At 60.8% G+C, this 23,878-nt stretch carries 20 protein-coding genes; 12 read left to right on the plus strand and 8 right to left on the minus strand.

The window, feature by feature from the left end; all coding sequences use genetic code 11:
- The first annotated feature begins 19 nt into the window (after positions 1 to 19).
- The 5 genes from rbsK to BCY88_RS19730 all read left to right on the plus strand — a co-directional run bounded on the left by rbsK (position 20) and on the right by BCY88_RS19730 (position 5,839).
- A complete protein-coding gene (gene rbsK / locus BCY88_RS19710) occupies positions 20 to 994 on the plus strand; it encodes a ribokinase (RefSeq protein WP_120345878.1) in 975 nt (324 codons plus the stop codon).
- Between the two features lie 32 nt (positions 995 to 1,026).
- Complete coding sequence (locus BCY88_RS19715) at positions 1,027 to 2,088, plus strand: ABC transporter permease (RefSeq protein WP_120345879.1); 1,062 nt, start codon at positions 1,027 to 1,029, stop codon at positions 2,086 to 2,088.
- Positions 2,089 to 2,199: 111 nt separating this feature from the next.
- Positions 2,200 to 3,204 carry an autoinducer 2 ABC transporter substrate-binding protein gene (locus BCY88_RS19720; RefSeq protein ID WP_120345880.1) on the plus strand — a complete coding sequence of 335 codons (1,005 nt, stop codon included), beginning with the start codon at positions 2,200 to 2,202 and terminating at the stop codon, positions 3,202 to 3,204.
- Between the two features lies 1 nt (position 3,205).
- Complete coding sequence (locus tag BCY88_RS19725; RefSeq protein ID WP_120345881.1) at positions 3,206 to 4,765, plus strand: sugar ABC transporter ATP-binding protein; 1,560 nt, start codon at positions 3,206 to 3,208, stop codon at positions 4,763 to 4,765.
- 15 nt (positions 4,766 to 4,780) lie between these two features.
- Complete coding sequence (locus BCY88_RS19730; RefSeq protein ID WP_120345882.1) at positions 4,781 to 5,839, plus strand: ABC transporter permease; 1,059 nt, start codon at positions 4,781 to 4,783, stop codon at positions 5,837 to 5,839.
- 51 nt (positions 5,840 to 5,890) lie between these two features.
- Here the strand turns inward: BCY88_RS19730 and BCY88_RS19735 are convergent, their stop codons facing one another.
- The 5 genes from BCY88_RS19735 to BCY88_RS19760 all read right to left on the minus strand — a co-directional run bounded on the left by BCY88_RS19735 (position 5,891) and on the right by BCY88_RS19760 (position 9,666).
- Positions 5,891 to 6,616 (minus strand): DeoR/GlpR family DNA-binding transcription regulator, encoded by a 726-nt coding sequence (locus BCY88_RS19735; protein WP_120345883.1) that lies wholly within the window; start codon positions 6,614 to 6,616, stop codon positions 5,891 to 5,893.
- Between the two features lie 194 nt (positions 6,617 to 6,810).
- A complete protein-coding gene (locus BCY88_RS19740) occupies positions 6,811 to 7,428 on the minus strand; it encodes a hypothetical protein (protein ID WP_120345923.1) in 618 nt (205 codons plus the stop codon).
- 381 nt (positions 7,429 to 7,809) lie between these two features.
- Entirely contained in the window at positions 7,810 to 8,388 is a 579-nt protein-coding gene (locus tag BCY88_RS19750; RefSeq protein ID WP_120345885.1) for a YceI family protein, read from the minus strand.
- A gap of 48 nt (positions 8,389 to 8,436) precedes the next feature.
- Positions 8,437 to 9,000, minus strand: coding sequence for a YceI family protein (locus BCY88_RS19755; RefSeq protein ID WP_120345924.1), 564 nt, complete (start codon positions 8,998 to 9,000; stop codon positions 8,437 to 8,439).
- 111 nt (positions 9,001 to 9,111) lie between these two features.
- Positions 9,112 to 9,666 carry a cytochrome b gene (locus BCY88_RS19760; protein WP_120345925.1) on the minus strand — a complete coding sequence of 185 codons (555 nt, stop codon included), beginning with the start codon at positions 9,664 to 9,666 and terminating at the stop codon, positions 9,112 to 9,114.
- Positions 9,667 to 10,358: 692 nt separating this feature from the next.
- Between BCY88_RS19760 and BCY88_RS19770 the strand changes: the two genes are divergently transcribed.
- The 3 genes from BCY88_RS19770 to BCY88_RS19780 all read left to right on the plus strand — a co-directional run bounded on the left by BCY88_RS19770 (position 10,359) and on the right by BCY88_RS19780 (position 14,861).
- Entirely contained in the window at positions 10,359 to 11,270 is a 912-nt protein-coding gene (locus tag BCY88_RS19770; RefSeq protein WP_259461455.1) for a hypothetical protein, read from the plus strand.
- Positions 11,271 to 11,563: 293 nt separating this feature from the next.
- Entirely contained in the window at positions 11,564 to 13,549 is a 1,986-nt protein-coding gene (locus tag BCY88_RS19775) for an AI-2E family transporter (RefSeq protein WP_120345888.1), read from the plus strand.
- Positions 13,550 to 13,637: 88 nt separating this feature from the next.
- Complete coding sequence (locus tag BCY88_RS19780) at positions 13,638 to 14,861, plus strand: DUF2252 family protein (protein WP_120345889.1); 1,224 nt, start codon at positions 13,638 to 13,640, stop codon at positions 14,859 to 14,861.
- A 101-nt stretch (positions 14,862 to 14,962) separates the two neighbouring features.
- On the opposite strand, the gene BCY88_RS19785 is transcribed toward BCY88_RS19780, so the two are convergent.
- Positions 14,963 to 15,835, minus strand: coding sequence for a manganese catalase family protein (locus BCY88_RS19785; protein ID WP_120345890.1), 873 nt, complete (start codon positions 15,833 to 15,835; stop codon positions 14,963 to 14,965).
- A 724-nt stretch (positions 15,836 to 16,559) separates the two neighbouring features.
- On the opposite strand from BCY88_RS19785, the gene BCY88_RS19790 reads away from it, so the two are divergent.
- From BCY88_RS19790 to BCY88_RS19800, 3 genes are all read left to right on the plus strand, one after another.
- Complete coding sequence (locus BCY88_RS19790) at positions 16,560 to 20,573, plus strand: chemotaxis protein CheB (protein WP_120345891.1); 4,014 nt, start codon at positions 16,560 to 16,562, stop codon at positions 20,571 to 20,573.
- A 16-nt stretch (positions 20,574 to 20,589) separates the two neighbouring features.
- Positions 20,590 to 20,925, plus strand: a complete 336-nt coding sequence (gene gmtX, locus BCY88_RS19795) for a gamma-mobile-trio protein GmtX (RefSeq protein ID WP_259461456.1) — start codon at positions 20,590 to 20,592, stop codon at positions 20,923 to 20,925.
- Positions 20,926 to 21,173: 248 nt separating this feature from the next.
- A complete protein-coding gene (locus BCY88_RS19800) occupies positions 21,174 to 22,421 on the plus strand; it encodes an arsenic transporter (RefSeq protein WP_120345893.1) in 1,248 nt (415 codons plus the stop codon).
- A 1-nt stretch (position 22,422) separates the two neighbouring features.
- On the opposite strand, the gene BCY88_RS19805 is transcribed toward BCY88_RS19800, so the two are convergent.
- On the minus strand, positions 22,423 to 22,662 hold the full coding sequence (locus BCY88_RS19805) for a hypothetical protein (RefSeq protein WP_120345894.1): 240 nt from the start codon (positions 22,660 to 22,662) through the stop codon (positions 22,423 to 22,425).
- Positions 22,663 to 22,920: 258 nt separating this feature from the next.
- A complete protein-coding gene (locus BCY88_RS19810) occupies positions 22,921 to 23,133 on the minus strand; it encodes a hypothetical protein (protein WP_259461457.1) in 213 nt (70 codons plus the stop codon).
- 436 nt (positions 23,134 to 23,569) lie between these two features.
- Between BCY88_RS19810 and BCY88_RS19815 the strand changes: the two genes are divergently transcribed.
- Positions 23,570 to 23,863 (plus strand): EF-hand domain-containing protein, encoded by a 294-nt coding sequence (locus BCY88_RS19815; RefSeq protein ID WP_120345895.1) that lies wholly within the window; start codon positions 23,570 to 23,572, stop codon positions 23,861 to 23,863.
- Positions 23,864 to 23,878 lie beyond the last annotated feature (15 nt).

Genomic DNA, 23,878 nt, shown 5'->3' on the forward strand with positions numbered 1-23,878 from the left:
CGCCGCAAGGGGAATGCCAATGAACACGTCGTCGCAACGAAATGGGCGTGTTGTCATTCTCGGCATCTACGTCACGGACCTGACGTTTCGCGCCGGGCGTATGCCCCTGATCGGCGAGACGATCGCCGGTACGGCATTCGCAATGGGACCTGGCGGCAAGGGTTCGAATCAGGCGGTGGCGGCAGCGCGCGCCGGTGCCGACGTGGTGTTCTGCACGCGCATCGGCAACGACGCGTTCGGCGAGATCGCGCGCAAAACGTGGTCTGCCGAAGGCATTACGGCACGCGCGTCGGTGATCGAGGGCGTGTCCACCGGGGCGGCGCATATCTTCGTCGACGACACCACCGGCATGAACGCGATCATCGTCGCCGCCGGTGCGGCCGGCACGATGAATGCCGCCGACGTCGATGCGATCGAAGCCGATATCGCCGCCGCGCGCGTCTTCGTCACGCAGCTCGAACAGCCGCTCGCGGCGGCGCGCCGCGGTCTCGAGGTGGCGCGCCGGCACGGCGTCATCACCGTGTTCAATCCGGCGCCCGCGTTGCCGCTCGACGACGACATCTACCCGTTGTGCGACTACATCACCCCCAACGAGACCGAAGCCGCCGCGCTCACGGGTGTGCCGATCGCGAATGCCGACGACGCGCGCCGGGCTGCCGATGTGCTGCTCGCAAAGGGTGTCGGCGCGGTCATTGTCACGCTGGGCGAAAGCGGCGCGCTGCTGCACTCGGCAACCCAATCCGTGCTCGTGCCGGCCTATCGCTGCGGCCGCGTGGTGGAGACCGCCGGCGCGGGCGACGGCTTCACGGGCGGCTTCGCGGCCGCTCTTGCACGCGGTGACGACGCCGTGACCGCGCTGCGGTTTGGCTGCGCGCTGGCGGGCATTTCCGTCACGCGCCCGGGCACGGCGCCTTCCATGCCGACGCTCGACGAAGTGAACCGCGTGTTGAACCAGCCGGCCGAGCTGTCCCAGGCATCTTCAGCGCAGTCCTGACTAATCGAAGACTCAAGGAGATCATGCCCGCCATGAAGTCCTCGTTCACCGCTGGAAAAATGTTCGGCGACCGCCAGCTGAATTTTCTGCTGATCGTCAACGTACTCGTCGTGCTGGCCGCAACGTGGCTTTCGCGCGGGCAATTCGTCGATATCGACAACCTGCAGTCGATGGGCGGCCAGTTGCCCGAGCTTGGCCTGCTCGCGCTCGGGATCATGCTATCCATGGTGTCGGGCAACGGCGGGATCGACCTGTCGGGCGTCGGGCTCGCAAACCTGTCCGGCATGGTCGCCGCGCTGGTCGTACCGCGCTTCGTCAGTGGCGACGACTCGCCGGTGCTCTATACGTCGCTCTTCTGCGCGATCGTCGTGATGATGGGACTGCTCGGCGGACTCCTGAATGGCGTGGTGATCGCGCGCCTGCGGCTCACACCGATTCTCTGCACGCTCGGCACGCAACTGCTCTTCACGGGGTTTGCGGTGGTGCTCAGCAATGGCGCATCGGTGCACGTCGACTATGTCGACCCGTTGTCGAATATCGGTAACGGTACGGTGTTTCAGGTGCCGATCGCGTTCTGCATCTTTATCGCCGCGGTGATCGTGCTGGGATGGTTGCTCAAACGCAGCCCGTTCGGCCTGCGCCTCTATCTGATGGGCACCAATCCCAAAGCCGCGTTCTATGCCGGCATTCCGCGCGCGCGGATGCTGATTACGACCTATGCGATGTGCGGCGTGCTGGCGTCGCTCGCCGGCCTGATCAGCGCGACGCATACGTCCAGCGCCAAATGGGACTACGGGAACTCCTATCTGCTGATCGCCATTCTGATCGCGGTGATGGGCGGTGTGAATCCGGCCGGCGGTCACGGCCGCATCATCTGCGTATTTTTTGCGGCAACCGTGCTGCAGTTTCTATCGAGTCTGTTCAACCTGCTGGGCGTGTCGCAGTTTTTCGGCGATTGTGCGTGGGGTTTTCTGTTGCTGCTGTCGCTCGCGTTCGCGGGCGGCGAGCGGGTGCGCGCAATCTTCGGCTTCGGTGGCGGTAGCGGCGGTGGTGGTCGCAATGCGGCGAGTTCCGGCACGGCGCCGAAAGGTTAGCGTACCGAAACGGCTGCGGAGCGCAACAAGGTTTCAGTAGCGGCGGACAACGAGCCCTGGCTGTCCGTGACGGTGAAGTGGGGCGACATCGAACCATAAAGGAGACATCGCATGAAATTGACTCGACTGGGTACCGCGCTCGCAGCTGGCGCTCTTACAGTGGGCGTGATTGCCGCTGCGCACGCGGCAACCAACGAGACGATCGTCACGGTCGTCAAGGTGACCGGCATCAACTGGTTCAACCGGATGGACGACGGCGTCAAGCAGTTCGCGAAAGACAACCCGGGCGTGACCGCGTATCAGACCGGCCCCGGCCGTGCGGATGCGGCACAGCAACTGAAGATCATTGAAGACCTGATCGCGAAGAAGGTCACCGCGATCGCCGTGGTGCCCTACGATCCGCCGACGCTCGAACCCGCGCTGAAAAAGGCGATGGATCGCGGCATCAAGGTGGTGACCCATGAAGCCGACAATGCGAAGAACACGATGGTCGACATCGAAGCATTCGACAACACGGCCTACGGCGCCGGCCTGAACGAACGCCTCGCTTCGTGCATGCATAGCGAAGGCAAATGGGCCGTGCTGGTCGGTTCGCTTGGCAGCCGCTCGCAGGTGCAATGGGCCGACGGTGGGATCGGCAACGCCAAGGCGAAGTATCCGAAGATGGATCTGGTCGAACCGAAGCTCGAAACCAATAACGACGGCGAGCGTGCCTATGAAGTCGCGAAGGAAGTGCTGCGCAAGCATCCGGACCTGAAGGGCTTCCAGGGCTCGTCCTCGCTCGACGTGATCGGCATCGGCCGCGCGGTTGAAGAAGCCGGCATGCAGGGCAAGATCTGCGTCTACGGTACGGGCCTGCCGACCGAAGCAGGCAAGTTCCTCGAGAGTGGCGCGATCAACGGCATTGCCTTCTGGGATCCCAAGCTGGCGGGCATTGCGATGAATAAGGTCGCGCAGATGCTGATCGACGGCAAGACGGTCGAGAACGGCGCCGATCTCGGCATTCCGGGGTATACGAAAGTCACCGTCGCCAAGGGACCGGGCAAAGGGATCATCGTGCGCGGCCAGGGCTGGGTGAACGTCGACAAATCGAACTACAAGCAGTATCCGTTCTGATATGAACCGAGACGCAGTGTCACCGCAGTCAGCGCGAACCGGGACGCCGCAACCGTTTCTTCAGGTTGTCGGCGTGCACAAACGTTTCACCGGCGTGCACGCGTTGCGCGGGGTGAGCCTGTCGTTCGAGCGCGGTCAGATTTATCACCTGCTCGGCGAGAACGGTTGCGGCAAGAGCACGCTAATCAAGATCATCTCCGGTGCGCAGCCGCCCGACGAAGGCGAACTCGTAATCGAAGGTGTTCGGCATGCGCGGCTCTCGGCACTGGAGTCGCTGGCGGCGGGAATCGAGACCGTCTATCAGGATCTCTCGCTGCTGCCCAACATGAATGTGGCGGAAAACGTCGCGCTCACCGCCGAGCTGGCCACGCACGAAGGCCGGCTCGCGCGGACCTTCGACCGGCGCGCGCTCGCGCGCACGGCGGCGCGCGCGCTGGAATCGGTGGGCCTGCCGGGTGACGCCGAGTTTCAGGCGACCCTGATCGAGCAATTGCCGCTCGCCACGCGTCAGCTCGTCGCGATTGCGCGCGCGATTGCCAGTGAGGCGAAGTTCGTCATCATGGACGAGCCCACCACGTCGCTCACCCAAAAGGAAGTCGACAATCTGATCGCCGTGCTCGCGAATCTGCGCGCGCAAGGCGTCACGGTGCTGTTCGTGAGCCACAAGCTCGACGAGTGTTACGCAATCGGCGGCGAGGTCATCGTGCTGCGCGACGGCCAGAAAATGGCGCAGGGACCCATCGCGCAGTTCACCAAGGCGCAGATCAGCGAACTGATGACGGGGCGCCACCTGTCGAACGAGCGCTATCGTGAAGGCGCGTTTAGCGAGGAGGTGGTGCTCGACGTGCGCGGCTTCACGCGCACGGGCCAATTTAGCGACGTGTCGTTCGCGCTGCACGGCGGTGAGATTCTCGGCATTACCGGTCTGCTCGATTCGGGGCGCAATGAACTTGCGCGCGCGCTCGCGGGCGTTGCCCCGGCGCAGTCGGGGCAGGTGATGCTCGATGGCAAAGCGATTTCCTTGCGTACGCCTTCGGACGCGAAACATCATCGCGTTGGCTACGTGCCGGAAGACCGCCTGAATGAAGGGCTGTTTCTCGACAAGCCGATCCGCGACAACGTGATTACCGCAATGATCTCCAGCCTGCGGGACCGCTTCGGCCAGATCGACCGCACGCGTGCGCAAGCGCTCGCGGAACAGACCGTGAAGGATTTGCAGATCGCGACGCCCGGTGTCGACAAACCCGTGCAGTCGCTCTCGGGCGGCAATCAGCAGCGCGTGCTGATTGGCCGCTGGCTGGCTATCGATCCGCGCGTGCTGATTCTGCATGGGCCGACGGTCGGCGTCGACGTCGGATCGAAGGACATCATCTACCGCATCATGCAGCGCCTGTCGCAACGCGGTATCGGCATCATTCTGATTAGCGACGACCTGCCCGAGCTGCTGCAGAACTGCGACCGCATCCTGATGATGAAGAAGGGGCGTGTGGCGAGCGAGTATCAGGCCGACACGTTGAGCGAAGGCGACCTGTATCGCGCGCTGCTTTCGGAAGCCGCATAAAGGACACCGATACCCATGAACACGCGGATCCCCTCGCGCATGAACCAGACCATGACCACCCCGAGCGTTGTTGAAGTCGCACCCGAGGTCAAGCCGCCCACCTTGCGGGCCAGACTTTCGCGCAACCCCGAATGGTTCACCGTCGCCTTGATCGCGGCGACGTGTGTGATTGTCGGCGCGATCAATCCGCGCTTCTTTCAACTCGCGACGCTGTTCGATCTGCTGCATTCCGCCACCACGATGTCGCTTTTCGCGCTGGGCACGCTCGTTGTGCTCGCGTCCGGCGGTATCGATGTCTCGTTCACGGCAATCGCCGCGCTGACGATGTACGGCATCACCAAGGCGGTATTCGCGTGGTGGCCGGACGCGCCGTTCGCGCTGATTCTGATCACCGGCGCGCTGGGCGGCGTACTGCTCGGACTTATCAATGGCCTGCTGGTGCATCGTTTGAAAGCGCCTTCGCTGATCGTCACGATCGGCACGCAGTATCTGTATCGCGGCCTGCTGTTGACGTTCATCGGCACGACGTTCTTCATGAACATTCCGCACAGCATGGATCACTTCGGGCGGATTCCGCTGTTTTTCTATCACACGAGCGAAGGCCTGCGCGCGGTGCTGCCCATTTCGGTGCTGGCGCTGGTGGCGGCCGCCATTGTGACGTGGTGGCTGCTGAACCGGACCATGATGGGGCGCGGTGTCTATGCGATGGGCGGCAGCCTCGCGATCGCCGAGCGGCTCGGCTACAACCTGCGCGCGATCCATCTGTTCGTGTTCGGTTATACCGGCATGCTCGCCGGTATTGCGGGCATTCTGCATGTATCGAACAACCGGCTCGCGAATCCGTTCGATCTGGTGGGCTCCGAACTCGATGTGATCGCCGCGGTGATCCTGGGCGGCGCGCGCATTACGGGCGGCACGGGGACGGTGGCCGGCACCCTGCTTGGTGTGGTGCTGGTCACGCTGATCAACAGCGTGCTGATTCTGGTTGGTGTGCCGAGTACCTGGCAGAAGGTGATTATCGGCGCGTTCATTCTGATCGCCGGGACGCTGTTCGCTTTACAGCGCAAAAGCTGACAACGGAAAGCCGGCTGCTCGATGGCACGATGCCGGGAGGCACAAGCGCATTTATTTGCGCTTGCGAAGCTCCTGGCCTTTTTCGGTGATGATGGAATCGAAGTCGTCGACTTGTGAGAAGCGTACCGCCTTGACGACACCAAACTTGCTCTGGTCCACAACCAGATGCCGTTCGACGGCGCTCGCCATGGCCGCCTGCTTGAGCGCGACTTCGTGAAAATTCCAGCACGTGACGCCGCGTGCGTTATCGACGCCGCCCGCGGAAATAAACGCTTTGTTGATGCCCATGCGGCGCAGCATCTCCAGACTCTCTTCGCCTGCAAACGAATCTGAGGACGGTACGTAGACACCGCCCAGCAGAATCATCCGCACATTGGGCTTGCGCCGCAGAATTTCCGCCACGTTCAGCGAATAGCAGACCACGGTGACGTGACGCTCGAGTGGAATCAGGCGTGCAAGCGTGGTGAGCGTCGTGCCGCAGTCGATAAAGATCGTTTCGTGGTCGACGACGAGCTTTGCCGCGATCGCCGATGCTTCGGCTTTGGCCTGCGCGAAATGATCCTTCTCTTCTTCGAGCGAATAACCGGCGGTGTTGGGCAGATCGGTCGCGCTGACGATGTAGCCGCCGAGATAGGTGAATCGTTCCGGACTGCCTGCGATATCGCGCCGGACAGTCATCTCGGATACGTCCAGCAGGCTGGCGGCGTCGCGCAGGCGCATCACGCTCTGCTTGGCCAGCGCATCGGCGAGGGCGCGGAGGCGGTCGGGTTTCAGCATGGAGGTCCTGTCGCGCAGTGTGAGGGAACGTTATGTTTTGTTCGACTTGGTGGGAGAATTATAACAAGAGCTTGTCAGCGCGGCGAGCCTGTTTGTGCGTCGAATGTGAAGACGCTCTCGAATGGGGAACGGCAAAAAACCTTTAGCCCGACGGGCTAAAGGCGCGTTGCTGATGAATCTGGCGGGGTACCGCGTCAGAACCGGTAGCTCACCCCGATCTGAACCACGGGATACAGCTTGTAGCGCTCCAGCTTGTTGCTCAGGTTCTGTTCTTCCTGATCGATGTTCGCCTGCGTCGTATAGGCCGCATAGATTTGCGGCACGCTGTACGACGTACGTGGGCGGCCATAGGCCACGCCGAGATCGAGCGTCAGACCGAAACCCCTCGAAACCGGTTTGTGGCCGTAACCGATGCCAAGGTAGGGCATCACGCGCGGCATGGTGGCGGTGACCGAAGGCGCGGCGCCTACGGCTGGTACGAAGTCGTTACCGATCTTGTAGTTGCCTTGCGCGTTCGGCGTGGCGTGGGCCGTCAGTTCGTCGTCGTTGATCAGTGCGCCGGCTGTCACGCGAAATCCGCTCGACGCAAACGGGAACAGATCGAGATACAAGCCGCCTTGCAGCAGCTTGAGGTGGCCGTCGTAATCGTTGCCGCTGACGTTGACCGAATGCGAGAAACCAAGCCCTTCGAATTCCGCGTGCACGCCGGCCCACGAGTTCAACGGCAGCGCGGCGCCAATCCCTGCGCCGAGTGTGCCGCCGTGTACATAGACTTCCTGCGCATGGACGGCTCCCGTCGTCATCATTGCCATCGCCGCGGCCAGTGCCGCTTTTTTTACCTGATTCACCGCAGAGTCTCCAACAAGGGGTTAATTCCGTGGTGGCGACTTTAAGGTTTAACCATGCGGCTCAAACCGGCGAAAAGCGGGTACTTATGGCGGTTCATCGCGCTCAAGTTTTCGCGTGCGATGAAACGGAAGGAAAAGACCTGTCATGCGCGACAAACAGGTGAGTGAATTCGGCCTATTGATCAGACGAGTGCTGTTTTTAGGGGTGATTCAGCGGATCGGGAGCATTGTTCGGACGAATCGACTGTCGGCGCTGACGGCGGTGTCGAATGAAAGGGAGGGCGTGATACCACTGCCTGCCGCGAGCGTGTCGTGCAAGCGGCAGGAGCAGGGACAGCGGAGCGATTACTGCTTGATGCCTTCAGCCTGAATATGCAGCGTGGTCTGCATCTTGAAACCGTAGGTCTTGCCGAAGTCGATGCCGAAATCGTCGCGATTGAACGTGGCGGTCGATTCGGTGCCGCACACTTCACGCTTGAGCATCGGGTTCATCATGCACTTGAACGATTCGATCTTGAGGTTGACCGGCTTGGTGATGCCGTGCATGGTCAGCGTGCCGATCACTTCCACCGGCTTGTCGCCGTCGAAGCGGATCTGCGTGCCCTTGTAGGTCGCGTTCGGATACTTTGCGGCGTCGAAGAACTTCTCCGTGACCAGTTCCGAGTCGAGCTTGTCGTTGCCGATGTCAATCGAGCTCATGTCGATCGTCACGTCCACCGTGCCGGTCTTCGCCGCGCGATCCAGCACCACGGTGCCGCTGCTCTTCTTGAACTTGCCGCGCCAGATCGAGAGGCCGCCGAAGTGGTCGGTTTCGAAGCTCGGGTAGGTGTGCATGGGATCGAGCTGATACGTGTCCGCGGCCATGGCGTTGAACGACATAGCGGCGACCAGTGCGCCCGCGGCGAGCAAAAGTTGTTTCTTCAAGTGATTCTCCAGGTTTCAGAAAGTGTTGAGGCGCTGTGGTGTGTTTCGTTACTTCTTCGAAGCGACGATGTGAAATTTGATGACGACTTCGTCGGCGACGACCGACGTGTCTTTCCATTCGCCCGTGCCGACGTCGAACTGCGAGCGTTTGATCGGCAAGGCGCCGTCGAAGGTTTGCGTGTTGCCCTGGCTGGCAATCGTGACCGGGACCACGACGGTCTGCGATTTGCCTTTGATGGTGAGCTTGCCGGTGACCTTGTACTGATTGCCGCCAGCCGGTGCGATCGCACTGGAGACGAACGTGGCGACCGGATAGGCCGCGCTATCGAACCATTCCTTGCCTTGGGTCTGCTTGTTGTAGTCGTCCGCGCCGAGGTCATAGCTGCCGGTCTCGATCGACACGTTGGCGCTGCCGGCGGCCGGCTTGGCCGGATCGAAAGTCAGCTGTGCAGAAAACTTCCTGAACTTGCCGTCCACCGGCACGTTCATCTGCTTCGTCGTGGCGATGACGCTGCTTTTGCTCGTGTCGACATCGGCGTGCGCGAGGCCCGCGCCGAAGAACGAGAGGGCGGCGACGCCGGCCAGAATGGAGTGGTAAAGGTTTGATTTCATGGTGGTGCGCATCCTATCGAACCCGCGCGCGCAGATTGCACGCCGCTGGGAATTAAATTGCCAACAGGCGGTAGTGAATCGCCTGTGACTTGTTTGTGACCCGCCGCTGATTTATTTGAGGAACGGAATCATCCGCGCGAGCAATCCGTCGCGGTCGACAAATTGATGCTTTAACGCCGCGAGTACATGCATGACAACGAGCGTCAGTAACGTGTAATTGAGCAGTACGTGGACTGTGCGCAGACTCGCTTTGAGCGCCTGATCGGGGCCGATGAGGGTGGGCAGCGGCACGATGCCGAGGTACACCACCTGAATGCCCGCCGCGGAGCTATAGAAGTAGCCGGACAGCGGAATGGCCAGCATCAGAACGTAGAGCACGCCATGCACGAGATGGGCGGCAGCCTTCTGCCACGTGGGTGTCGCGCTATCGAGCGCCGGCGCGCGATGAGTGGCGCGCCACAGCACGCGGGCCACGGCCAGCGCGAAGACGGTCACGCCGATCCATTTGTGCCAGGAGAAGTACTTCAGCTTGGCGGGCGTAAAGCCGGGGATATCGGTCATGATCCAGCCGATCGAGAACCCGCAGATGATCAGCAAGGCAATGAGCCAGTGCAAGGCGATGGCTGGGCCGCTGTAATGCTCGATGTCTGAGGGACGGGGTTTCATGGGTTCAGGCTCGCTATTCGTGATGCGCGTGATGCGTGTGCTGCTTACCGCGTGCGGCATGTCGCGTGTGAATGCGGATAGTAGGGATGCCAATGAAAACTGAATAGACGGGCAGAAGAGAACAGATTGTTCTAGCGGTGACGTTAATGGGGATGGAATAAGTGCGCGAGGCCGCCTGAATGTTATTCCCCCGCCTCGGAATACATATTTGTGTCGAGAGAGCATCGACGGAACGCGCTCGTTCATCGGGGGCACGTATCTGCTGAGCGGCCGCCTCGGTGCGATTCATGATCAGGCTTCAGGATGCTGTATGAATACACAGTGATTCTGGCGCAAGATTTCAAGGTGGCGGGTTGTCCATTCGGTGCATTCGGCGTCGTGAATGAGGATAAGCCAGCTCTTTACTCCAGGCGTTGAAACCTGCAAGCGTCCCTCCCAGCTATCGCTTGACTAATTCGCCCTGAATGCACGACTGGAACTGCATCGGGGTTGCCGGGCATCTGATCTTCAGAGCGACCTGGACGGTCTGCCAGGCGACCTCACTTTCAAGGCCCGCGATATTCTGGCCATCCCGAACGGGTCCGGCACAAAGAATGCTGGGTTGATGCGTGTCCGATCCCCGTTCCATCGTCACACCGTGCGTGGCCTGTAGCGGCATAACCCGGGACATGACTTCCAGAAAGGAGACCTTCGTGGACGAGATTGGAATGAGCAGCCGGCACGCGAACGCGGCGAATGCAACGTTATTGGAGGGATCCAACAGCGCGGTCTCATGGAGCGCGATCTTTGCGGGAGCGGCGGCGACCGCGGCCTTCACGTTGATCCTGTTGACACTCGGCTCCGGACTTGGTCTTGCTTCGATATCGCCTTGGGCTGCCGCAGGCGAGAGCGCTGCGCGATTCGGATTTGCCGCCATCGTATGGATTTGTGTGACGCAGATTCTCGCATCGGGCCTTGGGGGATATCTGGCCGGGCGGCTCAGAAAACGCTGGGTCGCACTTCATGTCGATGAGACCTACTTCCGTGATACTGCTCATGGATTTCTGAGTTGGTCTGTAGCGACGGTCGTCACAGCCGCGCTTTTGGCGTCGGCAATTTCGGGCCTCTTTCACACCGGTGCGCAGGTCGCGGTGGCGGCTGGCAACACCGCGCCGCTGTCGATCGAACGCGGCAACGCAGCCATCGCCGGCAACAGCTGGCCTATGGGCTATTTTGTAGACTCCCTTTTCCGACAGCCGGCCACTGCGGCGGTAACCGGCAGCGTCACACAGAACGGCAGGGATCCCACCGACGAGGTTCTACGGATATTCCTGAACAGTCTGGCATCGGGTGACCAGCTCTCCGCTGACGACACACGGTATGTCGGTCTGCTGGTCGCGCGACGCACCGGGCTTTCCCAGGAAGCCGCCCAGGCGCGCGTAGACACGACGTACTCGCGGCTTCAGCAGAAGCTCAACGATCTCAAGGCCGCCGCGAAGGAAGCCGCCGACAAGGCGCGCAAAGCGGCCGTGTTCGCGTCCTTATGGCTCTTTGTGTCACTGTTGATGGGCGCTTTTTCGGCCAGCCTGATGGCAACGTTCGGCGGACGACAGCGCGATCTTTAGGGTTTCTGACCAATACAATTTCTGGAGGCAACCATGCGTTCGATCCTTCTTTTCATGCTCGGCGTACCCATTCCGATCATCATCCTCATCGCGCTGTTTGTGCATTAGTCTTTTCGGGGACGAAGTACTCGCGCCGGCGCCTTGCTTGCGCCCAGGTAAGCGACGCCCTTGCGGCCGGCTGATCTAACTTCGCGCTGTCATGTAACGACCGCCCGCACTCGCCTACAGACACGTGCCGCGCTTGCGATGTTTTGTGGAACAAGCCCCTCTCTTTATCTATCGAGGAGTGTGGAATGGCCTCGAACCGGCCCAACTGGCCCGCCATCAAGGTCGCGCCTCCAGAGGCCCCTAATCTTCGGCAACTGACGTCGCTGGTCACGGCCGTAGTTGTCATCTGCGCTCTTGACCTTGGACGTGAGGTACTGATACCCGTTACGCTGGCCGTGCTGCTGAGTTTCCTCGTGGCACCCCTCGTAAACCAGCTTCGGCGACTTCGGTTAGGCGAACTTCCTTCGGTTGTCATTGCTGTGGTTCTGGCCCTGGCCGTGATGGGTGGCGTTGGAACCCTCATCGGCGCTCAGGTCGCCCAGCTCGGGGCGGATCTGCCGCGATACCAGGCCGCTATCGAGAGAAAGATCCAAAGCGTGCAGGGCGCCACGGTGGGACGCGCTGACGACCTGCTTGGGAGCGCGTCGAGCCTGTTCAAACGTTCGGTTCCGGTTCGAAAGCAAGAAACTGCATCAGATTCCGGGGTGGCAAAGCAGGCGGACAAGGCACCCATGCCCGTTGCAGTCCAGGAACCGCCGCCGTCTCCGTTCGCCCTTGCGCAGCGGTTTCTATCGCCGGTGATTAGCCCGCTTGAGACGGCGGGCATTGTGCTCGTCGTTGCCATCTTCATTCTCCTTCAGCGAGAGGATCTCCGCGACCGGCTGATCAGACTGTTCGGTTCGCGAGATCTACACCGCGCTACGATCGCGATGGACGAAACCGCTCACCGGCTCAGCCGCTATTTTCTGACCCAGTTCGGCGTCAATGTGGGTGTCGGATTTGTCATCTCGATCGGCCTGGCTGTCATCGGTGTTCCTGGCGCGGTACTGTTCGGGGTGCTGACCGCGCTTCTGCGGTTTGTGCCTTATGTCGGCACGTGGATCGGAGCCCTTCTCGCCCTTACGTTCGCGGCTACAGGACCTGACTGGTCGATGCTGTTGTGGACAGTGGCACTTTTCGCTGCGACTGACCTGATCACCGGCCAGGTTATCGAACCTTTGCTATACGGCCACAGCACCGGGCTGTCCCCCGTCGCGGTGATTGTTGCCGCCATATTCTGGAGCTGGATCTGGGGCCCGGTGGGACTCGTTCTTTCTACGCCCCTTACTCTGTGTCTTGTAATTCTGGGACGCCATGTCGACAAACTGGAGTTCCTCGAAGTGCTTCTAGGTGATCGGCCACCACTCACTCCTCCGGCGAACTTTTATCAACGGATACTGGCGGACGATCCTGAAGAAGCGTTGAAGCAGGCCGAAACGCTGCTGAAGGACATGACACTGGTGGACTATTACGACAGCGTCATGCTGGAGGGGTTACAGCTCGCGCATAGCGACATGATGCGCGGGGTGATTCCGCCTGACCAGCTCATGCGTATCACTGAAGCGTTGCTCGATATTATCGATGGACTTGAGGATATCGACGAACCGGTTAGGGAGGAGGCGTTGACGCCCGCCGGGCGCGACCTACCCGCGCTGCGATCGCCCCCCGAACCAGCCCTCTCTGTTATCGCCAATGGAGCACCGGAAATAACGCAGCAAGCGGGCCGCCCGGTTCTGTGCATCGCCGGCCGGGGAGGACTGGACGAGCTGCTGGCGGCGGCCACTGCTCAGCTTCTGATGCGGGAGGGGATCCAGACAGACATTGCCGACTATGCGCAGTTTTCCCGCAAGAAGTTGGCAGAGGTAGATCTGTCGGCGGTAACGACGATCTGCGTTGTTTCCCTCGATGCGGGACAGTCGAGTGCGTATCTACGCATTCTGCTCCGCCGCCTCCATCAGCGGGCGCCGGCGGCCACGCTTCTTCTCGGTTTTATGTCGGACACACCGCAGGATACCCAGGAGCACCGTGGCACCGCTGCCGTCGCGGCATCGTCGTTCAGGCAGCTGTTAGCGTTGGTTCAGCCGGGAAGTTTGTCGGATGTTGATCTTCAGCCTGGCTCGCAAACAGGCGACAGGACGAGTCGCGCTTCATCCACGGTGGAGTCGGGCGGGCTGTCGCCAGACTCAATCTGAGCATCGCATTTCTGTGTCTGTCTTTGGTCCGATCGTGACTCGATCCAGGTTTTCACAATCCAGAGCCGTCTCATCAGTGGAGAAAAATATGGGAAAAAAACGGGGTAAAACACCTCCTGACGTGGAGGGGCGGCTGGCCCTGCTGAGCGCGATGCGAAACGCGAAGATGGCGCGCTCGGCACACGCCTATGTCCGCGGCAACACCATGCAGTTCTATGAATGGCTTGAGGCGCGCGAAAGCAAGGCACTGCCGGACGGGCCGGCAGTATGGATTTGTGGCGACTGCCATACGGGCAACCTTGGACCGGTTGCTGACGCGCAGGGCCGCGTGGAAATCCAGATTCGGGATCTGGACCAGACTGTAATCGGCAACCCGGCGCACGATCTTATCCGGCTCGGACTATCGCTGGCGACGGCAGCGCGAGGCTCTGACCTGCCGGGCCTGACCACCGTCCATATGCTGGAAGCGCTCGCCGACGGTTACGAGCGCGCGTTCGAACGGGCGACAAAGCGGAAAGAAATTGAAGGCCTGAAACGACCTGAAAGCGTGCTCGTTGTCATGAAAGAGGCGGTACGTCGCTCCTGGAAACATCTGGCAGTCGAACGCCTGGAGGACACGACGCCGACGATCCCGCTGGGAAAGCGTTTCTGGCCACTCACAAAAGACGAAAGAATTGAGATCTCGGCGCTGTTCGAGACGGGATCGATCAGCCAGCTCGCAACGAGCCTGAAGGGACGAAAAGATAATGGGGAAGTGTCTGTGCTCGACGCCGCGTATTGGGTCAAGGGCTGTAGCTCGTTAGGACGTCTGCGCTACGCCGTTCTCCTCGATGTCGATGGCGGCGTAGTGGATGGCGACGACCTGTGCCTGATCGATATAAAGGAGGGCGTGAAGGCAGCTGCCCCGAGATACGCCGGGGTCAGCATGCCGAAAGATAACGCAGAACGCGTTATCGAAGGCGCGCGTCATCTTGCACCATTTCTCGGGGAGCGTATGCGTGCTGGCCGGCTGCAAAACCGCCCGGTGGTGATCCGCGAACTGCTGCCACAGGATATCAAGCTCGAGATTGACCAGTTGACCCAGACCGGTGCGATGGACGTCGCGCGCTACCTGGCGCAGGTCGTCGGTATCGCCCATGCCCGGCAACTGGATCACGGCGCGCGAGCGTCCTGGCTGAAAGAGCTCCGGCGGGCCCGGTCGAAAACTATCGATGCGCCGCCCTGGCTTTGGAGCAGCGTGGTCGAGCTCGCCGGTAGCCATGAGACCGCTTATCTTGAACATTGTCGGCGGTACGCGCTGGCCGCCGTGTAGCATCGTGAACCGTTAGGGTCGGTTCACCTTCACCGGCGCCCACCGATCGAAAGCGGAAAGACGCGGCGAGTTCCCCTACTCGCCGTTGTCGCACAGAGGACTTATACCGTTTGCCCAGCGCCCAGGTCAGCGCCCGTCGTCGGATCGGACGAGGTGTCCGATGCGGTCCGCGACGCCATGGCCTGCAACATCTTCACGTCCTTTTTCGACACATTGACCGTCGCCAGCCCGTCACCGCCATCGACCGCCGGTTCGGGGGAATCGACATATTCCCATGCGGGTCCTTCGTTCCACGGCCCGCGCGGCGCATCGTCACCTTTTGACATGTTGTAGTAGACGCTCGTGTATTCGGGCACACCCGGAAGTTTGCCCTGCGGGAAATTTGGCTGGATCGAATGCAGCGCCTTCTCGAATGATTTCTGATGCGCGATCTCCCGTGTCATCAGGAAGCCGAGTGTTTCCTTGATGCCGGGATCATCGGTCACATTGATCAGCCGTTCATAGACGATCTTCGCGCGAGCCTCTGCTGCGATGTTCGATCGTAAGTCAGCGGTCGGCTCACCAATCGTATCGACATAGGAAGCGCACCAGGGCACACCGGCTGAATTGGTGAGTGCGGGGCCGCCACCGTAGAGAAGCGCTGTAGTATGCGAATCGTTTCCGCCGCCCGTCATGGACCGGTAGAGTTCTGCTTCGGCGTCCACAGCCTCGGCCAACTGACCTTTTGCGCTCTTGTTTAGCATGGCGACGATCGACCCGACGATTTCGAGGTGGCTCAATTCCTCGGTCGCGATGTCGAAAAGCAGATCCTTCCGGCCAGGATCGTCCTCAGCAACGGCCTGCGTAAAGTAACGGCATGCGGCACCGAGCTCTCCCTGTGGGCCACCAAACTGCTCCAGCAGGAGGTTGGCAAGTCCGGGGTTGGGAGCCGCGACGCGCACGGTGTACTGCAAACGCTTGTTGTGGATAAACATGACACATCTCCGGTGATCGGCGCGAGACAATCGTTCTTCGACCGGAAATCGGGTTTGCCGAGGATCGAAGCGGTAATAGGCCGATGGGTTGGCCAGGCAGCGGCTAGGGCAAGCCCCGTCGCACCCGACCCCGGGCGCCTGGCTCTCAGGGCGGACGCCCTGGCTGTTGCACCGCGAAATTGCCGTGCAAGGCATCAACTGCCGAAAACATCCGGCGCACGGGATGTGCCTGCTGGGAGGAATAAATTTGCAGTACGGCGTGAGTTTGCGAGGTGCGCGCCGTTGCCTGCTTCTCAGCTAAAAGACAAAGCTCAACCCTGTTGCATTCGCAGAAGAAATCGACAGATTGACCGCCGTCCCAGATCGCTTCCGGGGGAAAGGTGAGCCTCCTGCGACTTGCTCCTTCGTTGCCATGTTGATTTTCTTCTGGTCATTCCTGGTGCGGCAGGGAGATCCTCCATGCTGACTACCGATATGTGGCCGGCAAGAGAAGCGAACGGAATTCGTATCTTGCGAAGATATCGATGGCACGGTCGTTGCTCTACCTGCAATAGCACGCATAATCCGGCGGCGTATTTGTCGCGGTCGTCAAACCACCAGGGGAGCCAACCGTATGTTGGCGGATGCGTGAGAAAATGCTGACCGAAATGTGACCCGGACCTCTATGGGGCATGGTGCGGAAGGCACGTTACACTCCCATTTCTGCGGATTCGGTGCCCAAAACATGCTCGGCTCAAAAGAACAATCTTCGCGGGTCGCACCGCCGGCTCCTGCGCGAATCGTGGCAATCGGTGGATCAGCGGGAGCGCTGCACGCCCTGGGCCAGTTTTTCCGGGCGGCTTCTGCCATGCCACACGACGTCGCTTTCGTGGTCGTCGTTCATCTATCGCCGGATTCTGAAAGCCATCTGCCCGAGCTGCTGGCAAGGGATACATCCCTGGCCGTATCGATGATTGAAGATGGCGAGCCGATTCGAGCAGGATGTGTCTACGTCATTCCGCCGAAGGTGTTGGTGGGCGTTTCTCAGGGGACGTTCAAACTGATACCGGCGGTGGGGCGCCCTGAGATACCGATGCCCATCGACCGGTTGTTCTCTTCACTGGCAGCGGATCAACACGAGCGCGCCATCGGGATTGTGCTCACGGGGGCGAATGCCGATGGGGCTGCAGGCCTGCGCGCCATCAAGGCGGAGGGCGGCATGGTGATGGCGCAGACTCCCGAATCCGCTGAGCACAGCGCGATGCCAAGGCACGCGATCGCGACGGGACTGGTCGATTACGTGCTGCCAGTGGCCAAGATGCCTGCGGCGTTGATCGACTACATCGAGCGCCCAGCTGCCTTGAGCCTGCCAGCCATGGAAAACGAAGAGCATCCGGCCGATCTGGACCCGGTGCTTCGGGCGTTGGCTGCGGCCGGCGCCGACTTCAGAGGGTACAAGCGGGGAACGATGGAACGGCGTATCGCCCGCCGCATGACTGTGAACCGGGTGAACAGTCTCGACGCCTACTGCGACATACTGAGAAGCCGGGTTGAGGAAGCGGACGCGCTAAGTCTGGACATGATGATTGGCGTGACGGAGTTTTTCCGCGACCCGGAAGCGTGGAAAGTGCTGGCCGAACGTGTCCTGACTGACCTTCTCGACGAGCCGGAAGGCGATCAGCCATTGCGCGTCTGGGTGCCGGGGTGTGCGACAGGGGAAGAGGCGTACTCCATGGCCATGTTGCTCACCGAAGAAATCGAGAAGCGCAACGGATCGCGAAAATTCATGATTCTCGCGTCCGATGTGAACCGTGCGGCCCTCGCACGGGCGCGAACCGGCATCTATACACCTGGTGTCGCGCTGCCACTTGGTGAGGCGCGGCTGGATCGTTTTTTTCATCCGCAGGGCGACGGATACCAGGTCCGGCAGGACCTTCGGGAAACGATCCTCTTTACACCGCAGAACCTGATCGCCGATCCGCCATTCTCCCGCGTCGACCTCATCAGTTGCCGCAATCTGCTGATTTATCTCGAGCCCGAAGCCCAGCAGCGGGTTTTCGAGCTTTTTCATTTTTCGCTTAATCCGAAGCGCTATCTGTTTCTCGGACGCTCGGAAAGCACGGATCCAGATTCCGTCCAGTTTCAGGAAATGTCCAAAGCCTGGCGCATATACCAGCGCAGTCCGGCCGCGGCGCCCGGCGTTTCCGGCTACCGCTTTTCGACACTGACGGTGCGCCGCGAGGAATTCCCACCGACGGGGCGCATGGGTGCGAGAAGCAAGGGTTACGCGGAACTGGTGAACGCAACCCTGCTGACTGAACATCACGCCGCGTCGGTGCTGGTCAATGCCGCACATCAGGTGCTCTATGTAAGCGGCTCCGCAGACGACTATCTGGGGCAACCAGCGGGAGAGCCGACAGGCAACATTCTCGATATGGCCCGGGAGAGCCTACGCCTGAAATTGCGTATCGTGTTGCGCCGGGCAGGCGAAAGCGAATCTGGCTCCCCTGTCAGCGAGGTGGTGTCGGACGGCGAAACGCCAGGAGTAAAAATCACCGTCACACGGCCTTTCGATACGACGCATTCCGGCAAGGCCCTGCTCATCATTTTCGCGCGGTTGCCCGTCATTGACCGGCCTGCTTCGCCAGTCCCGTCGGGCATCGATTCGGATCTCTGGCATCTGGAGAGCGAACTTCGCACGACCCAGTCCGTCCTTGGCAGCACCATTGAGGAGCTGGAAGAGAGTAACAGCGAGCTACGGGTATCGAACGAAGAAATTCTTTCGATGAATGAGGAATTGCGCTCGGCCAACGAGGAGCTCGAGACTTCGAAAGAAGAGTTGCAGGCGGTTAACGAACAGTTGAACCAGGTCAATGCCCAGCTCGAACACAAGATCGGTCAGGCGGAGGCACTCGCCGAAGACGTCACGAGTCTTCTCGCGAGCACGGAGATTGCGACGTTACTGCTCGATCGACAAGGCACGATAAAGCGATTTACGCCCAGCGCGGCCCGAATGCTCGGTCTGGCATTACCTGATACTGGGCACACTCTCGCCGAAGTGCTGGGTGCGCCTCTCGGCGAGACGTTGGCGAAGGATGTAGAGCAGGTACTTTCTGGTGCGACGGGAAATGCGGAAAGGGAAATTGAAACGGCTACGCGGCAATGGTACGTGCGGCGGGTCACGCCCTATGTCGCGCTTCATGGCAAGGCGCCCGCCGGCGTCGTCGTCACATGGACGGACATCACCCACGTCAAACGCGCCGATGAGCGCTCGCGCCGACTTGCGGCAGTTGTTCAGGACTCCAACGACGCGATAACGGTATTCGACCTGAATGGCCGTTTCCTCGCATGGAACAGGGCCGCCACTGCCATGTACGGCTATAGCGAAGCGGAAGCGCTACGCATGTCCGTCTCCAATATGCTGCCAAGGGGCGCAAGGCAGGATCACCTTGATTTCATCCTGCAGGCCTTGCACAACGAAGCGTTTCATTCCTATGAAACGCGGCGTCTCGCCAAGGACGGGCGGGTGATCGATGTATGGATGACCATGTCGCTCCTGCTGGACGATGCGGGTAATGCCATGGGGGTGGCGTCGACAGAACGTGATCTCTCCAATCGAAGCGTGAGCAATCAACACCTTCGCGAGCGTGCGGACCAGCTTGCGCTTGCCGACCGCCGGAAAAACGAATTCCTGGCCATGCTAGGCCATGAGCTCCGCAATCCGCTTGCCGCACTTGTTTCTGCGGGCAACCTGCTGGTCTCCGAATCGGCGGGAGATGCGCGGAAAAACTGGGCCGCCGGTGTCATACAGCGACAGGTACGGGCAATGATGCACCTGGTGAACGACATGCTTGATATCACGCGGATCACGAGCGGCAGCATTGAATTGAACCGGCAGACCGTATTGCTGAAGACCGTGGTCCAGAGTGCGATCGAGGTTTGCCAGCCGATCATCGATGAACGTCATCACACGCTCTCGGTCTCGCTTCCGGAAGAGCCTGTCTATTTACACGCGGATGCGACCCGTCTGTCGCAGGTCATTGAGAACATCGTGATCAATGCCGCAAAATTTACTCCGGCGGGCGGCACCATACAACTTCGTGCGACCCGGGCGGCTGGCCGGCTTTCGCTCAGCATCAAGGACAACGGCAGGGGTATTCCGCCCTTGATGCTCGGGAGTCTTTTTGAAATGTTTGTTCAGGGCCCCGCATCGGGCCATCAGCGCCAGAGCGGGCTGGGCGTCGGGCTTTCCGTGGTCAAACGTCTCGTCGAGTTGCACGGAGGTTCGGTCAGGGCAATCAGCGACGGCAGGACAGGGAGCGAGTTCATCGTCGACCTGCCAATTGGCGCATCCCCCGGTGCGGAGGGCGACGTTGATGCACCGCTTGTCCGCACCCCGATGCCTGCGAAGCGGATCCTCATCATCGATGACAACACAGACGCGAGCGAAGCATTGGCGATGCTTCTGGCGATCGAAGGGCACGATGTGCAAACCCGCTCGGATGGCATGTCGGGAATCGCCGCGGTGGAGACCTTCGGCCCCGATGTCGTTCTGCTCGACATCGGACTTCCGGATCAGGACGGTTACGAGGTGGCAAAGCAACTCCGGAAGTCTGGACCCGGTGGCGCAATCACTCTGATCGCAGTTACCGGATATGGCATGCCGACGGACCGCATGCGCTCTGCTGAGGCGGGTTTCGATCACCATCTGACCAAACCGGTCGACCCGGAAGGCTTGTTGCGATTATTGTCCGAATAGAACCGTGCGGCGGTCCTTGAAGCACGCGCTGTTCGCCAAAGGCGGCCGTTCGCATCGGCGAGCCAAACTGGCGGCGATGCACGAGATTTGTCGCCGGCATCACGAATCGGGGCCCCGCGATTTTTCGCTCCCAGCCATCGGGCGCCTCGCCCAAGCCGTTGGAATCCTGAGAGGACGCGTTCGCCACCTCACGCCGTCCGAGCGCGAAGCGCTGCAGAAAGGTGTCTCGGCTGATTACCTCGAGAAGCAGGGTTTGGCGGAGGGCACCCACGCCGAGATCGTAAACGAGCTAGGCCGGATAGTGTTCGATATCGGCTTTGCACGCGGGATACGCAAGGTCCTTGGGACCTGACTGACCTTTGAAACGAACGATGTATTGATACATCAAAAGATAATGTCCCGAAGAGGTCAGGTGCCAGAGGCTCTTGCGTCATTGACGTACAAACGACGCGTCTCTGGGGTATAGGTTCACAAGGGCGTGGCACGCCACTTGCGCCTCGACTCCGGCTGCACCGCGGCCATGAGTTATGCTGCGCTCCATTACCGCGCTCGCGCGCAATCAAAAATCAGAAATCAAAAATCAGAATCAGGACTTGCCCGGTGAATTCCGTCTTTCTATCCTGGGGTATTGCCATTGCCGCCACGGCGGGGGTCATTACCCGTCCGTTCAAATGGCCCGAGGCCGTGTGGGCCGTCGCCGGCGCGTTATTACTCGTTTCGCTGGGCCTGCTTCCCGTCGATCTGGCCATTGAGGCGGTCGGCAAAGGCACGGACGTCTACCTCTTCCTGTTCGGCATGATGCTGCTATCGGAAGTCGGGCGCCGCGAAGGCCTGTTCGACTGGGTCGCCGTCTACGCGGTCAACCACGCCAAAGGTTCACCGCGAAAGCTCTTTTTACTGGTCTATCTGGTCGGCGTGGTCATCACGGCGTTTCTTTCCAATGACGCCACCGCGGTTGTCCTCACACCGGCGGTATTTGCCGCCGCGAGGAAAGCGAAGACGGATCCGCTGCCCTTGCTCTTTATCTGCGCATTCATTGCGAATGCCGCGAGCTTCGTGCTGCCGATCTCGAACCCGGCCAATATCGTGCTGTACGGCAATCACACGCCGGCGCTCGGCGCGTGGCTGATGCGTTTCACGCTGCCTTCGCTGCTGTCGATTGTCGCGACCTATGTGCTGTTGCGCTGGAGCCAGCGCGAGGCGCTTGCCGGCACCTGCGAGACCGACCTCGAGCCGCTCGTGTTGTCGTCGAGCGGGCGCGTTGCGCTTGCGGGTATCGCGGTGACCGCCGTCGCGCTGCTGGCGGTGTCCGCCTTCGATGTCCCGCTTGGCCTGCCCACGGCGATACTCGGCGCGCTCACCGCCGCGGTGGTGCTGATCCAGGAGCGCAAATCGCCGCTGCCGATGATTCGGGAAATATCGTGGAGCGTGCTGCCGCTGGTCGCCGCGTTGTTCGTGTTGGTCGAAATGCTCGATCACACCGGCGTCATCAGGACGCTCGTCAACCTGCTGCAAGACGCGACGCTGCACAGTGAGCGCGGGACAGCCGGCTGGGCGGGCGCCATCATCGCGATCGGCAGCAATCTGATGAACAATTTACCGGCGGGCCTGATCGCCAGCTCGACCGTGCTGCAGGCGCACAGTCCGGAGCGCGTGATCGACGCGCTGATGATTGGCGTCGATCTGGGGCCGAACCTGTCGATCACGGGGTCGCTTGCAACCATCCTCTGGCTCAACGCCATTCGCCGCGAGGGCGAGGACGTGAGCTTCATGAAATTCCTGAAAGTTGGGATCGTGGTGATGCTGCCGGCCCTCGCGCTGGCGCTGGCCGCGCGGATCCTGATCTAGGCTAGGTGCCCGTCGGACGCATGGGCGGCTCGGCCGCCAGCGTTCGCACGGACTGTTCGAGTGCACGCAGCACGGTGTCGAGCCGCGCGAGACGAGCGCGCTGTGCGGGCATCAGCGACGTTCTGGGAAGCATGAGCAGCCGCTGGCGCCAATAGGACAGCGGAATGCGATCGTTGGCGGAAATCTGCCCGAATACGAGTTCGAGATGGGCAATCTCTTTGTCTATCTGTTGAAAGCTCATCTATCGTTCCTGAAGAAGAGATGAATGGGCAACGAAACGTGTAGACGGGAGGCCGTCGGTGGGACAGATAGGTCTAACCAATAGACTCCAGACGGGGACTCCAGACGGTGGTACAACCAGTACGAAACGAGTAGCAAGCGCCGTACCGCACGCCGCCTTGTTGAGTTGACATCGAGCTTTCAAACGCCTGTATTGATCTGATGGGTTGACGCCGTCCTGTCAGGGCGGCCTTCGGAAGAAACCAGTCTTGTGCATGATTTAATTCGCGCCAGTCTGGGGGCGGGGAACGGGCGGCGGTGCCGCCACATAGACCGGTTTGAGCGGCGTGTAGCCGTAGTAATAGACGGGGCGTGGCGGCGGTGCGTAGACCACGGCAGCGGGCAGGGTGACGATCAGCCGGGCGAACGCGGTGGACCACCAGGCCAGACCGATGGCGGTGAAGGTAGAGGCGCAGACGAGACGAATACTCACTTGTTGCTCCTGAGGCATTTTGAACGGCACGGCGCGTCTTCCCTGCAGGAAGCCACGCGACTGATTCGGATTGCTTGATAACCCGCCAGGACCGCTGGCAGGCTTGAGGTCCTTGAGGCGCCAGGATGTTTGTGGCGCCGGCAGACGAAAGATACGCAAATGGCGTTCGAAACGGCAGCGCGAACTTATGTCGTTTCATGTCGCGCGAAAGTGGGGCGGAAGACAAGCGTGCGGGTGTATCAAGCGCATGAGGCGTTGGACACCGCGTTGGACAGGTAGCGCGCGCCCGCCGTGGCAGCGTCACGAAACCTTGAAATATGGCGACATGATTCTGAAATTGCCTTCCGGCTGGGCTTGCTCAAGAATTCGGCCTGTCATCGAACGGATCGCGGCGGTTTGCAGGCGACGCACGATGACTCAATCGAAGGAGTCAGTCATGAAGAAGTTGATCGCCGTTGTGCTGCTGTGCTGCGCATCCACCGTCACGTTCGCCCAAACGGCCGCACCGCAGGGCGGCAATCCCCAGCGCATGGAGCGCATGGCGCAACAGCTGCAGACGCGCTTTGCGAATGCCAACACCACGAACGACGGCAAGCTCACGAAAGCACAGGCCGCCGCGGGCATGCCGATGGTCGCGAAGCATTTCGATGAAATCGACACGCAGAAAGCGGGCTATATTACGTTGCCGCAGATCGTGGCATTCATGCAGGAACGCGGGGCAGCGCACTGAGCCGCGCGGACATCG

Origin of the sequence: Paraburkholderia fungorum, from assembly GCF_003610895.1 — a bacterium.
Taxonomy (GTDB): domain Bacteria; phylum Pseudomonadota; class Gammaproteobacteria; order Burkholderiales; family Burkholderiaceae; genus Paraburkholderia; species Paraburkholderia fungorum_B.

Excerpts from the sequence above, each read along its gene's own strand:
- BCY88_RS19775 (WP_120345888.1), top strand. The coding sequence starts at position 11,564 with ATGGCCTCGAACCGGCCCAACTGGCCCGCCATCAAGGTCGCGCCTCCA.
- BCY88_RS19720 (WP_120345880.1), top strand. The coding sequence starts at position 2,200 with ATGAAATTGACTCGACTGGGTACCGCGCTCGCAGCTGGCGCTCTTACA.
- BCY88_RS19755 (WP_120345924.1), bottom strand. The coding sequence starts at position 9,000 with ATGAAATCAAACCTTTACCACTCCATTCTGGCCGGCGTCGCCGCCCTC.
- BCY88_RS19780 (WP_120345889.1), top strand. The coding sequence starts at position 13,638 with ATGGGAAAAAAACGGGGTAAAACACCTCCTGACGTGGAGGGGCGGCTG.
- BCY88_RS19815 (WP_120345895.1), top strand. The coding sequence starts at position 23,570 with ATGAAGAAGTTGATCGCCGTTGTGCTGCTGTGCTGCGCATCCACCGTC.
- BCY88_RS19790 (WP_120345891.1), top strand. The coding sequence starts at position 16,560 with ATGCTCGGCTCAAAAGAACAATCTTCGCGGGTCGCACCGCCGGCTCCT.
- rbsK (WP_120345878.1), top strand. The coding sequence starts at position 20 with ATGAACACGTCGTCGCAACGAAATGGGCGTGTTGTCATTCTCGGCATC.
- BCY88_RS19715 (WP_120345879.1), top strand. The coding sequence starts at position 1,027 with ATGAAGTCCTCGTTCACCGCTGGAAAAATGTTCGGCGACCGCCAGCTG.
- BCY88_RS19805 (WP_120345894.1), bottom strand. The coding sequence starts at position 22,662 with ATGAGCTTTCAACAGATAGACAAAGAGATTGCCCATCTCGAACTCGTA.
- BCY88_RS19760 (WP_120345925.1), bottom strand. The coding sequence starts at position 9,666 with ATGAAACCCCGTCCCTCAGACATCGAGCATTACAGCGGCCCAGCCATC.
- BCY88_RS19735 (WP_120345883.1), bottom strand. The coding sequence starts at position 6,616 with ATGCTGAAACCCGACCGCCTCCGCGCCCTCGCCGATGCGCTGGCCAAG.
- BCY88_RS19725 (WP_120345881.1), top strand. The coding sequence starts at position 3,206 with ATGAACCGAGACGCAGTGTCACCGCAGTCAGCGCGAACCGGGACGCCG.
- BCY88_RS19785 (WP_120345890.1), bottom strand. The coding sequence starts at position 15,835 with ATGTTTATCCACAACAAGCGTTTGCAGTACACCGTGCGCGTCGCGGCT.
- BCY88_RS19740 (WP_120345923.1), bottom strand. The coding sequence starts at position 7,428 with ATGGCAATGATGACGACGGGAGCCGTCCATGCGCAGGAAGTCTATGTA.
- BCY88_RS19730 (WP_120345882.1), top strand. The coding sequence starts at position 4,781 with ATGAACACGCGGATCCCCTCGCGCATGAACCAGACCATGACCACCCCG.